The 11,778-nt window shown below is 59.8% G+C and carries 11 protein-coding genes (1 of these 11 cut by a window edge); all 11 read left to right on the forward strand.

The annotated features are described in order from the left end of the window. The first annotated feature begins 24 nt into the window (after positions 1–24). Positions 25–600 carry a signal peptidase I gene (gene lepB / locus DBQ51_RS14890; protein ID WP_054327560.1) on the forward strand — a complete coding sequence of 192 codons (576 nt, stop codon included), beginning with the start codon at positions 25–27 and terminating at the stop codon, positions 598–600. A 4-nt stretch (positions 601–604) separates the two neighbouring features. Next, the gene (gene ylqF / locus DBQ51_RS14895) at positions 605–1,459 is read left to right on the forward strand and encodes a ribosome biogenesis GTPase YlqF (protein WP_054327559.1); all 855 of its coding nucleotides are present in this window, start codon (positions 605–607) and stop codon (positions 1,457–1,459) included. 197 nt (positions 1,460–1,656) lie between these two features. Continuing rightward, entirely contained in the window at positions 1,657–2,274 is a 618-nt protein-coding gene (locus DBQ51_RS14900; protein WP_054327558.1) for a ribonuclease HII, read from the forward strand. Continuing rightward, positions 2,271–2,621 (forward strand): YraN family protein, encoded by a 351-nt coding sequence (locus DBQ51_RS14905; protein ID WP_242977951.1) that lies wholly within the window; start codon positions 2,271–2,273, stop codon positions 2,619–2,621. The genes DBQ51_RS14900 and DBQ51_RS14905 overlap by 4 nt, the downstream gene beginning before the upstream one ends. 2 nt (positions 2,622–2,623) lie before the next feature. After that, complete coding sequence (locus DBQ51_RS14910; protein WP_107631951.1) at positions 2,624–3,592, forward strand: dipeptidase; 969 nt, start codon at positions 2,624–2,626, stop codon at positions 3,590–3,592. A 21-nt stretch (positions 3,593–3,613) separates the two neighbouring features. Further along, entirely contained in the window at positions 3,614–5,107 is a 1,494-nt protein-coding gene (gene thrC / locus DBQ51_RS14915; protein ID WP_107631952.1) for a threonine synthase, read from the forward strand. A 2-nt stretch (positions 5,108–5,109) separates the two neighbouring features. Next, positions 5,110–5,811 (forward strand): metallophosphoesterase, encoded by a 702-nt coding sequence (locus DBQ51_RS14920; protein ID WP_107631953.1) that lies wholly within the window; start codon positions 5,110–5,112, stop codon positions 5,809–5,811. A gap of 80 nt (positions 5,812–5,891) precedes the next feature. Beyond that, entirely contained in the window at positions 5,892–7,232 is a 1,341-nt protein-coding gene (gene tig / locus DBQ51_RS14925; RefSeq protein ID WP_082397187.1) for a trigger factor, read from the forward strand. 222 nt (positions 7,233–7,454) lie between these two features. After that, entirely contained in the window at positions 7,455–8,036 is a 582-nt protein-coding gene (gene clpP, locus DBQ51_RS14930) for an ATP-dependent Clp endopeptidase proteolytic subunit ClpP (RefSeq protein WP_054327555.1), read from the forward strand. Between the two features lie 39 nt (positions 8,037–8,075). Continuing rightward, positions 8,076–9,392, forward strand: coding sequence for an ATP-dependent Clp protease ATP-binding subunit ClpX (gene clpX, locus DBQ51_RS14935; RefSeq protein WP_054327554.1), 1,317 nt, complete (start codon positions 8,076–8,078; stop codon positions 9,390–9,392). A 133-nt stretch (positions 9,393–9,525) separates the two neighbouring features. Continuing rightward, positions 9,526–11,778, forward strand: partial view of an endopeptidase La gene (lon, locus tag DBQ51_RS14940; protein WP_107631954.1) — the 5' portion only. The gene runs 165 nt beyond the window's last position; the window shows 2,253 of its 2,418 coding nt (coding positions 1–2,253); the start codon lies at positions 9,526–9,528; its stop codon lies off the right edge, out of view.

Here is an 11,778-nt window from a genome sequence, read left to right on the forward strand (position 1 = left end):
TTTATCTTTTTGGAGGAATTATTCATGCAGGAAACGCAGACCGAAGAGAAAAAGAAGGCGGAGGGTCGTTTCTCCAGCGAGCTGTTCAGCTGGGGAGAATCCCTGATGACTGTGCTGATATTTTTTGTCGTCGTATTCACCTTTTTTGTGCGCCTGATCGGTGTGGACGGGACATCGATGTACCCGACGCTGGAGGATCACAGCATCATGCTGGTCAGCAACCTGAATTACACGCCGGAAAAGGGTGACATTGTCGTGCTGCGCAAGGAGGGCTTTTATGGGGACCAGCCGATCGTCAAGCGCATCATCGCGACCGGCGGCGATACGGTGGACATCGATCCGGTCACGGGGGATGTGCTGGTAAACGGTGAGGCGCTCGACGAGCCGTATATTGCAGAAAAGATTAACACGCTGGAGAAAATGGGCGACATGACCTATCCGCAGACCGTGCCGGAAGGCTGCATCTATGTGCTGGGCGACAACCGTAATTACTCGACCGACAGCCGTTGGTCCAGCCTGGGCATGGTGGATGAGCGGTATATCCTGGGGCATGTGCTGAGCGTGGTATACCCGTTCAGCGCATTTGGATCGGTGGCGTAACGCGATGAATATACAATGGTATCCCGGACACATGACAAAAACCCGCCGGCAGATGGCGGAATATATCAAGCAGGTAGATGCGGTGTGCGAGGTTGTCGACGCGCGCATCCCCCAAGTCTCGCGCAATCCCGATATGGATCAAATCGCGGCGGGAAAGCCGAGGCTGATGGTGCTGAACCGGATCGATCTGGCCGATCCGGCGATGACTGCCGCGTGGGCGAAACATTTCCGCGCGCAGGGCATGGCGGTCATTGAAACCGACAGCCGCGCGGGGACGGGGACGCAGGCGTTTGCAGGCGCGGTGCGCTTGTTGCTCGCGGACAAGATCGCGGCGTGGAATGAGAAGGGGCTGGTCGGGAAGGCGGTCCGCGTGATGGTGGTTGGTATTCCGAACGTGGGCAAGTCCACGTTTATAAACCGTATCCTCGGGCGAAAGTCCGCCAAGGCGGCGGACAAGCCGGGCGTGACGCGCGGCAGCCAGTGGTTCCGTGTGGAAAACGGCATCGACCTGCTCGACACGCCGGGCATCCTGTGGCCGAAGTTTGACGATGAGCGGGTTGGCATCCTGCTGGCGTGTACCGGAGCGATCAAGGACGACATCCTGGATGTGGAAACGCTCGGCTGCAGGCTGATGGAGCTGCTCGCGGTGCAGGCGCCGCAGGCAATTGCTGGCCGGTATGGCGTCGTGATGCCGGAGGAAAGCGATTCCTTGGGCTACGACCTGCTTCAGCAGGCGGGCCGGCGGCGCGGTTTTCTGCTGCGCGGCGGTGAGATCGATACCGAGCGCATGGCCCGCATCCTGCTCGACGAGTTTCGGGGCGGGGTGCTGGGGAGGATCACGCTTGAGTGCGCCGAATGAAACCACGGTTTCATTCGCGGGAGGACGCACCGCGCGGCGCGGATGCGTCCAGGGCCGCGAAAAGCGCGTCCAGAGGACACACTTTTCTCCGCTTTTTTATGATAATTCGGACGTTGCTTCGCGGCATCTGAATTATCTGCTCTATGCGCGCTGCGGCGTGGGGAGCTTTCATTATCCATTCCAAAGAGGTCGTTGTGATGACGTGGGAATTTGAGCAAAAGGCATGGGCGGCGGGCTATTCCGCAGTCTGCGGCGTGGATGAGGCGGGCCGCGGCCCGATCGCGGGGCCGGTGTGCGCGGCGGCGGTTATCCTGCCGGGCGGCGTCCAGATCGAAGGGCTGAACGACTCGAAAAAGCTCAGCGAGAAAAAGCGGGAAGCGCTGTTCGACGTGATTACGGAGAACGCGCTCGCTTGGTCGGTTTCGTTGGTGGATGAAAAGACGATCGACGAGATTAACATACTGCAGGCCACCTATCGCGCGATGCGGCAGGCGGTCGAGGGCCTGACCCGTCCAGCCGACTTCGCCTATGTGGATGGCAACCGCTCCGAGGGGCTCGGCTTGCCGCATGAATGCGTGGTCGCGGGCGATGCGAAGATCCCATCGGTCGCGGCGGCCTCCATTCTCGCCAAGGTGACAAGGGATCGGCTGATGCGCCGGTTTGCGGAGCAGTATCCGGCATATGGTTTTGAAAAGCATAAGGGGTATGAGACACGGGCGCACGACCAGGCGCTGCTTGCCAACGGGCCATGCCCGATCCACCGGAGGACCTTCCTGAGAAAGTTTTACCAAAAGCATCCGGAGGCGCCGCGATGAAAGGCGCGTGGGGGGAGCGCGCGGCGCGCGCCTTTTTGGAGCAGCGCGGCTACCGCACGGAGGCGACCAATTTCCGCACCCGCTTCGGGGAAATCGACATGATTGCGCGGGATGGGAAATATATTGTATTTATCGAGGTCAAGACGCGGAAAAACGACCGCTTCGCCGCAGCGCGCGAGCATGTGACCGCAGCCAAGCAGGCGCGCGTCATCGCGGCGGCGGAGGCCTGGCTGCAGGCGCATCCGTCCGGCCTTCAGCCGCGGTTTGACGTGATAGAAGTTTATGGCGAGGAGGGCGCGCCAGTCCCACCGCGCATCAACCATCTGGAAAACGCCTTTGGAGGGTGAGTATGAAGCTGTTCGACCTGCACTGCGACACGCTGTACGAGTGCTGCGAAACCGGCAGGCGCCTGCGGGAAAACGACCTGCATGTGAACCGCGCCGCCGCACGGAAATACCGCCACTACGCGCAGTTTTTCGCCCTGTTTTGCGGGGCGCGGGCGCCTTCGGAGACGCTGGCGCGGGAGCGGGACTGCCTGCTTGACACGCCGGCGGACCGCCGCTTGGAACGTATGCTGGAAACCGCGCGGCGCGAGTTCGCGGATAATGCGGATTGGCTGTCGTTCTGCCGCTCGGCGGACGATTTGGCGGAGGCGGCGCGGGGCGGCAAGGCCGCAGCCTTTTTGTCCATCGAGGGCGCGGAACTGCTGCCGGACCGTCCGGACGCGCTGGATAACGCCTACGAGGCGGGCGTCCGGCTGCTTACCGTGACGTGGAACTACCGCAGCCGTTTCGGCTGCCCCGCGACGCTCGATCAGGAGGAGGGGTTGACGAACGCGGGGCGGGAGCTGGTGCGCGGCTGTGCGGACAGGGGGATCATCGTTGACGTGTCGCATTTGTCCGAGCAGGGCTTCTGGGACGTGTGCGAGACGATTGACGGTCCGTTTGTGGCGTCGCACAGCGATTCGCGCGCGCTGTGCCGGCATCCGCGCAATCTGACTGACCGGCAGTTTGCCGAGATCACGCGGCGCGGCGGGCTGGTCGGCATCAACCTGTACACGCCGTTTTTGGTGCGGCAGAGCGATTCGACCATCGAGGATGCGATCGACCATATCGAGCATTTTCTGGGGCTGTATGGGGAGCGGACAGTTGCGCTGGGCTGTGATTTCGACGGATGCGACGAATTGCCGGCCGGTATAGACGGGCTGGGCGACCTGTACCGCCTCGCGGACCGGATGCTCGCGTTGGGGTACCGGCAGAGCACGGTGGACGGCCTGTTTTATGATAACGCATTTGCGTTTGTACAAAAAATGTTGTAAAAACTGCGGAGGTTTAACAATATGGATTATGTAAGCACAAGAAACAAAGCGGCTAGGGTGACCGCAGCCTATGCAATCGCCAACGGCATCGCGCCGGATGGCGGCCTGTACTGCCCAACCGGCTTTCCGGCACTTGCCGCGGAGGACTGGGAAGCGCTGGCGGGCATGGACTATAAGGGGCGCGCGGCATGCATCCTCGGCAAATTCCTGACGGATTTTTCGGCAGAGGAGCTTGCGGACTACGCGGCCAAGGCCTATGCGGATGAGAAATTCGGCGGCGCGGATACCGCGCCGGTCGTGGCGCTCGGCGGGGGCAGGAATATGCTCGAGCTGTGGCATGGGCCGACCTGCGCGTTCAAGGACATGGCGCTGCAGATGTTGCCGCATCTGTTGACCGCCTCGCTGCGCAAAACGGGCGAAACGCGTACAGCCTGCATCCTAGTGGCGACATCGGGCGACACGGGAAAGGCTGCGCTCGATGGGTTCCACGATGTACCGGGAACCAAAATCATGGTTTATTATCCGGTGGATGGCGTGTCCCCCATGCAGAAGCTGCAGATGGTCACGCAGGAGGGCGGAAACGTCGAGGTGGTTGCCATCCGCGGCAATTTCGATGACGCGCAGAGCGCGGTCAAGCGCATCTTCACGGATGAAAAAACGCGCGAGGAGCTTGATCGGGACGGGATGATGCTGTCATCGGCCAATTCGATCAATTGGGGCCGTCTGGCACCGCAGATCGCTTACTATGTGTCGGCTTACTGCGATATGGTCAAAAGCGGCGCGGTGGAAATGGGCGAAAAGATCAATATCTGCGTCCCGACCGGAAATTTCGGCAACATCCTGGCAGCGTATATTGCAAAGCGGATGGGGCTGCCGGTGAACAAGCTGATCTGCGCCTCCAACCGCAACAATGTGTTGACCGACTTTTTCAAAAAAGGCGGCGCGTATGACCGGAATCGGGATTTTTACACCACAACCTCCCCGTCAATGGATATCCTGATCTCCTCCAATCTGGAACGCCTGCTGTTCTTTGCTTCGGATTACGACGACAAGCTGGTCGCGGAGCTGATGGACAAGCTCGCGCGCGGCGGCAGCTATCAGGTCGCAAAGGATGTGTTTGCGAAAATCGATGCGGACTTCGACGCGGGCTGCTGTGACGACCGTGCCGCCGCGGAAACTATCCGGACGCTGTGGGAGACCGAGCATTACCTATGCGATACGCATACGGCGGTTGCGGTGCGGGTATACGAGGATTACCGCGTCCGCACGGGAGATGAGACGCCGGTTGTGATCGCGTCCACGGCGTCGCCGTTCAAGTTCTGCCGTTCGGTTATCGAGGCGCTCGGCGGGACGCTGGAAAAGGACGACGTGACCCAGCTTGACGTACTGACCGCGCTGACGGACACCCCGGCGCCCTCACCGCTCGCCGCGTTGGCGGGCAGGCCCCCGCGCTTTGAGCGCGTGGTGGACAAGGCTGATATCCTTTCGACCGTCAGCCTGCTGCGGGATCTGTAAGCATGGCGCTGTATACGCTGGCCGACCTGCATCTGGCCACGGGTGTGGAAAAGCCGATGGATATTTTCGGCGGCCGCTGGCAGGGACATACGGACAAGATCGTAACACATTGGCGCGCACTCATCGCGCCGGAGGATACCGTTGTGCTGGGAGGGGATATTTCCTGGGGCATCAGCCTTGCGGAAGCAAGGGGGGACTTCGCCCTGATCGACGGGCTGCCGGGCAGAAAGCTGATACTCAAGGGGAACCACGACCTTTGGTGGGAGACCGCGGCAAAAATGCACCGTTTTTTAGGGGAAAACAGCTTTTCCACGATCGATTTCCTGCATAACAACTGTTTTTTCTATGGCGAAACCGCATTGTGCGGTACGCGCGGCTGGCCGTTTGAGGAGGACTTCTCCGACCCCCATAACGAGAAAATATTCCGGCGCGAGTTGCTCCGACTGGAGGCATCGCTCAAGCTGGGCGCGGCGGCGGAGCCGGAGGAGATCATCTGCTTCCTGCATTACCCGCCGCTGTACGCGGGTTTCCGCTGCGGGCCGATGATCGAGCTGATGCAGCGGTACGGCGTCAGGCGGTGCATTTACGGCCACCTCCACTCGGAAAGCCTGCGCTACGCGGTCGAGGGTGTGCATGAGGGGATAGAATGGCGGCTGGTTTCGGGAGATCATGTGGATTTCACCCCGATTTTTCTGAAAAAGTAGAAAAAAGTATGGAAATCCTTATAATAATCTGGTAGAATAACTTAGATACAACAAAGTATTCAAGTAAGGAGTTTGGCAACATGGAACTGAAAAATACGGAAAAGCAGGAGCACAGCGTTGTCGCGCTGACGATCGAGGTAACCAAGGCGGAGTTTGAGGCTGCTAAGGACAAGGCGTTCAAGAAAACCGGCAAAAATATCACGGTCCCGGGCTTCCGTAAGGGCAAGGCGCCGCGCAAGATGATCGAAAAGCTGTACGGCGAGGGCGTGTTCTTTGAAGAGGCTTTTAATATTGTATATCCGGAAGCGATGGATATGGCCGTGGAGAAGTCCGGTATCAAGCCGGTGGGCCGCGCGGACGTTGACCTGGGCGACCCTGCGGAAGAGGGCGGCCTGACCATCATCGCCAAGGTGCCGGTCGAGCCGGAGGTCGAGCTGGGCGAATATAAGGGCATTGAAGTGGAAAAGGAAACGGTCAAGGTCCTCGCCGCGGACGTCAAGGCTGAGCTGAACCGTCTGGCGCAGCGCAACGCGCGCACGGAAACGGTTGACCGCAAGGCGAAGAAGAACGACACAGTCGATCTGGACTTCGAGGGCTTTGTCGACGGCCAGCCGTTTGACGGCGGCAAGGCGGAGCATCACGCGCTGACGCTCGGCTCGGGTTCGTTCATCCCAGGCTTTGAGGACCAGTTGATCGGCTGCAAGGCGGGCGACGAGAAAGACGTTGTCGTAACCTTCCCAGAGGAGTACCATGCCAAGGAGCTGGCCGGCAAGGAGGCTGTGTTCAAGTGCAAGGTGCATAAGGTTGAGGAAACCATCCTGCCGGAAATGGACGACGAGTTCGCCAAAGACGTGTCCGACACCTGCGAAACGCTCGACGACCTGAAAAAGGAGATCAGCGACCGCCTGAAGGCGCAGCGTCAGGAAGCGGCCGAGCACGATTTTGAGGATAAGCTGATCGACGGCCTGATCGCGGTTATGAAAGCGGACATCCCGCAGGCCATGATCGAGAACCAGATCGACTCCGCCGTACAGGATTTCGGCTACCGCATGCAGATGCAGGGCATGGGGATGGAGCAGTACCTCAAGATGACCGGCACGGATATGAACACGTTCCGCGGCATGTTCCGCGAGCAGGCGGAGCGCCAGGTCAAGACCCGCCTCGCGTTGCAGAAGCTCGCTGCGCTGGAGAATATCGCAGTTTCCGACACGGAAGTGGATGAGGAATATGGTAAAATGGCGGAGCAGTACGGCATGGAGGTCGATAAGATCAAGGCTGCCGTTAATGCGGAGGCGCTGCGCGAGGATCTGAAGATCTCGAACGCGCTGGAGTTCCTCAAGAAAAATGCCAAGGTGAAAAAGCCGGCGGCCAAGAAAAAGTCCGCTGACGAAGCCGAGGCTGCGGAAGATGCGGCGGAGTGATCCGCTTTCCGCGCAAAAAGTATAAGGAGTGCGGGGCGGACGTGCAGCCGCCCCGGTAAAAAAGCCGCGGCACCGCGCGGCTCTTTTACGCTGGAACCCGCAGGGAGGAACCGGCGGCCGCCGTCTTTCTGCATGCGGGACGGAGGAGCGGGTGTTTCCGCGCCCTGTATCCCGCCGGATGGAAGCGCGCCGCATCCACCTCTCTTGGAAAGGAGTCTTAACGTGAGTTTAGTCCCAATGGTTATCGAGCAGACCGGACGCGGCGAGCGTTCGTTCGACATTTATTCCCGCCTGCTCAATGACCGCATCGTCATGCTCTGCGAGGAGGTCAATGACACGACCGCGTCGCTGGTCGTCGCTCAACTGCTGTATCTGGAGGCGCAGGATCCGGATAAGGATATCTCGCTGTATATCAACAGCCCCGGCGGTTCGGTCACGGCGGGCATGGCGATCTACGACACTATGAATTATATCAAATGCGATGTTTCGACCATCTGCATCGGCATGGCCGCCTCGATGGGCGCATTCCTGCTGTCTTCGGGCGCGAAGGGCAAGCGCTATGCGCTTCCCAACGCGGAGATTATGATCCATCAGCCCTCTGCGGGTACGCAGGGCCAGATCACGGATATGGCGATCCATCTCAAGCGGTTGGAGATCATCAAAAAGCGCATGAACAAGATCCTGTCGGAAAATACCGGCAAGCCGATCGAGGTCGTGACTGCGGACTGCGAGCGCGACAATTTCATGTCTGCGGAGGAAGCGGTAGAATACGGCTTGATCGATAAGGTGTTCGACAAGCATTGAGGAAACACAAAAAGGCAATTAGCCGGATAGAGGTGCCATATGCCGAATTATGATGATGAAAAAACGCTGAAATGCTCTTTCTGCGGCAAGCCGCAGAATCGGGTGCGCAAACTGATTGCCGGTCCGGGCGTGTATATTTGCGACGAGTGCATCGGCGTATGCACCAGCATTTTGGACGATGAGCTGGATTTTTCCGCGGACGAACGCGAAGAAACCACGATGATCCAGCCCGAGCGCCTGCCGACCCCGCAGGAGCTTAAGGCCGTGCTCGATGAGTATGTCATCGGGCAGGACCGCGCGAAGGTCGCGCTGTCCGTTGCGGTATACAACCACTATAAGCGCATTTACCATCCGGATACCGAGGTGGAGCTGCAAAAATCCAATATTCTGATGCTGGGGCCGTCCGGTTCCGGCAAGACGCTGCTCGCACAGACGCTGGCCAAGACCTTGCAGGTCCCGTTCGCCATTGCGGACGCGACCACGCTGACTGAGGCCGGCTACGTGGGCGAGGATGTGGAAAACATCTTGCTCCGTCTGATACAGGCAGCGGATTTTGACGTGGAACTGGCGGAGCACGGTATTATCTATGTCGATGAGATCGACAAGATCGCCCGTAAGAGCGAAAACCCCTCGATCACGCGCGATGTGTCGGGCGAGGGCGTGCAGCAGGCGCTTCTCAAGATGCTGGAGGGTACGACGGCAAACGTCCCGCCGCAGGGCGGCCGCAAACATCCGCATCAGGAGTTTATCCAGATTGATACGACCAATATCCTGTTCATCTGCGGCGGCGCGTTCGATGGGATCGAGGGTATCATCCAGAGACGCATCGGCAAGCAGGGGATGGGCTTTGGGTCCGAGGTGAAGGGCAAGCAGGAGGATCAGACCGACCGCCTGCTGGCGCAGATCGAGCCGCATGATCTGATGAAATACGGCCTGATTCCCGAGCTGATCGGCCGCCTGCCGGCGATCGTGTCGCTGGATACGCTGGACGAAGCGGCGCTCGTGCGCATCCTGCAGGAGCCAAAAAACGCGCTTGTCAAGCAGTATGAGACGCTGTTTGCGATGGATGGCGTCGCGCTCTCGTTTGAGCCGGAGGCGCTCGCCAAGGTGGCGGAGATCGCGCTGCAGCGCAAGACCGGCGCGCGCGGGCTGCGTGGCGTGCTGGAAAGCGTGATGACCGATATCATGTTCCGTATACCGTCCGATGAGACGGTCAACCGCGTCACAATCACCCGCGATGTGGTAGAGGGCAAAAGCGAGCCGCTCCTGGGATACGGCGCGCGGCTTGCGCTGCCGCCCGCAGGGAAAAAGGACGCCGATGTCGAAAAACTGGCCATGCCGAATATAAGCGCATAAAACGATGAAAAATGTGGGCGGGACGTTCGTTTCGCCCGCTTTTTTGCTTTTTTGACAGTATGCGGCGCTTTACAAGCGACAAAAAATATACTATACTGACTTTATTCAACTATTTTCCGCAAGGAGAGGAACTATGATAGAAACAATCGGGACAACGCTGACGCGGCTGCCAGTGCTGCCGCTGCGCGGGCTGACAGCGTTTCCTCAAATGATTATTCATTTTGACGTGGGCAGAATGATGTCGATTCGCGCGCTGGAGGCGGGGATGAAGAACGGGCAGATGATTTTCCTGACCGCCCAGCGCGAGCTGAAAACCGATACCCCGTCGCCGGGCGACCTGTACCAGATGGGGACGGTGTGCATGATCAAGCAGATTCTGCGTCTGCCGGGCGACAATATCCGCGTTCTGGTCGAAGGGCGCAGCCGCGCGCTGGCGCACCAGTTCGTCAATCCGACGCGCGACGACGGCTGCATTTACGCCGAAGTGGAGGAACTGGAGGATTATTTCGAGGGCGTCACCGAGCGGCGTGCCCAAGCGCTCGTCCGCACGGCGCAGGAGCGCTTCGCCGAGTATGCGCAGCACGCGGCGCGCATTTCGTCCGATGTGGAGATGACGGTCGCCGCAGGCGGCGCGCCGGGCTGGCTGGCGGATTATATCGCGCAGAACCTCGCAGTCGACGTGTCCGCCAAGCAGGAGATCCTGGATGAGCTGAATGTGACGCGGCGCCTGGCCATGGTGATTCGCCTGCTGGGCGAGGAGACTGAAATCCTCAAGATCGAAAACGAGATACAGGACGAACTGAAAACGCAGATCGACAAGAACCAGCGGGAATACTATCTGCGGGAGCAAATCAAGGTCATCCAGGGGGAGTTGGGCGAACAGGACGCCGCTGCGGAAGCGGAGGAATACCGTAAGCGTGTGCTTGCCCTGCACCTGCCGCAGGAATGCGAGGAAAAGCTGATGAAGGAGGTCGACCGCTTTGCAAAGCTGGGTGGCTCGAACGCGGAGCAGGGCGTGGTTCGCACCTATCTGGATACCGTGCTGGAGCTGCCGTGGAACGGCAAAAGCGAGGAGCGGCACGATCTGCGGGCTGCGCAAGATATCCTTGATCGGGACCACTATGGTTTGAAAAAGGTCAAGGAGCGTATCATGGAGTTCCTGGCGGTCAAAGCGCTTGCGCCTGAGCTGAAAGGGCAGGTGCTGTGCCTGGTCGGACCGCCGGGTGTGGGCAAGACCTCAATCGCCAAATCGGTCGCGGAAGCGATGGGGCGCAATTACGCGCGCATGAGCCTGGGCGGCGTGCGGGACGAGGCGGATATCCGCGGCCACCGCAAGACCTACATCGGCGCGATGCCCGGCCGCATCATCGACGCGCTGCGCCGCGCGGGGACCGCCAATCCGCTTATCCTGCTCGACGAGATTGACAAGATGGGCAGCGACTTTCGGGGCGATCCGGCATCGGCCATGCTGGAGGTGCTGGACACCGAGCAGAATGTTGCGTTCCGCGATCATTACATTGAACTGCCGTTCGACCTGTCCGACGTACTGTTCCTGACAACGGCAAACGACCTGTCCACTGTGCCGCGCCCGCTGCTTGACCGCATGGAGGTCATCGAGCTGTCCTCCTATACGGAGGAGGAAAAGCGCCAGATCGCGCTGCATCACCTGCTGCCCAAGCAGATGAAAAAGCATGGCCTGCAGAAGTCCCAGCTTACGCTGAGCGAAAAGATGCTGGGAACGGTGATTGCCGGATATACGCGGGAAGCCGGCGTGCGGCGGCTGGAGCAGTTGCTCGCCAAGCTGTGCCGTAAAGCGGCCAAGCATGTTGCGGAAGGTGGGAAGCGGCTGATTGTATCGAGTAAAAATATGGAGAGCCTGCTCGGCGTGCCGCCCTACAAGGATGACGTGGTGAGCAAAAAGGATGAAGTCGGTATCGTCAACGGGCTGGCGTGGACAAGTGTCGGCGGCGAGATGCTCGAGGTGGAAGTGGCAGTCGTGCCGGGTACGGGCAAGATTGAGGTCACGGGCAACCTGGGTACAGTCATGCAGGAGAGCGCAAAAGCGGCGGTCACATTTGTTCGTTCGCGCGCGCAGACGCTGGATATCGACCCGATGTTCTACAAGGATAACGACCTGCATATCCATTTTCCAGAGGCCGCCGTCCCGAAGGACGGGCCTTCCGCAGGCGTGACGATCACGACCGCGTTGGTTTCCGCGCTGACCGAAGCGCCGGTGCGGCATGATGTCGCCATGACGGGCGAGGTAACACTGCGCGGCCGTGTGCTGCCGATCGGTGGCTTGCGGGAAAAGACTATGGCGGCGTACCGCGCAGGCATTAAGACGATAGTCATCCCCAAGGAGAACGAGCCCGACCTGCAGGATATC

The organism is Agathobaculum massiliense, assembly GCF_900291975.1.
Taxonomy (GTDB): Bacteria; Bacillota; Clostridia; order Oscillospirales; family Butyricicoccaceae; genus Agathobaculum; species Agathobaculum ammoniilyticum.

Bases quoted from the DNA above. Each gene is read 5' to 3' on its own strand.
- lepB (WP_054327560.1), top strand. From the start codon at position 25: ATGCAGGAAACGCAGACCGAAGAGAAAAAGAAGGCGGAGGGTCGTTTC.
- ylqF (WP_054327559.1), top strand. From the start codon at position 605: ATGAATATACAATGGTATCCCGGACACATGACAAAAACCCGCCGGCAG.
- DBQ51_RS14900 (WP_054327558.1), top strand. From the start codon at position 1,657: ATGACGTGGGAATTTGAGCAAAAGGCATGGGCGGCGGGCTATTCCGCA.
- DBQ51_RS14905 (WP_242977951.1), top strand. From the start codon at position 2,271: ATGAAAGGCGCGTGGGGGGAGCGCGCGGCGCGCGCCTTTTTGGAGCAG.
- DBQ51_RS14910 (WP_107631951.1), top strand. From the start codon at position 2,624: ATGAAGCTGTTCGACCTGCACTGCGACACGCTGTACGAGTGCTGCGAA.
- thrC (WP_107631952.1), top strand. From the start codon at position 3,614: ATGGATTATGTAAGCACAAGAAACAAAGCGGCTAGGGTGACCGCAGCC.
- DBQ51_RS14920 (WP_107631953.1), top strand. From the start codon at position 5,110: ATGGCGCTGTATACGCTGGCCGACCTGCATCTGGCCACGGGTGTGGAA.
- tig (WP_082397187.1), top strand. From the start codon at position 5,892: ATGGAACTGAAAAATACGGAAAAGCAGGAGCACAGCGTTGTCGCGCTG.
- clpX (WP_054327554.1), top strand. From the start codon at position 8,076: ATGCCGAATTATGATGATGAAAAAACGCTGAAATGCTCTTTCTGCGGC.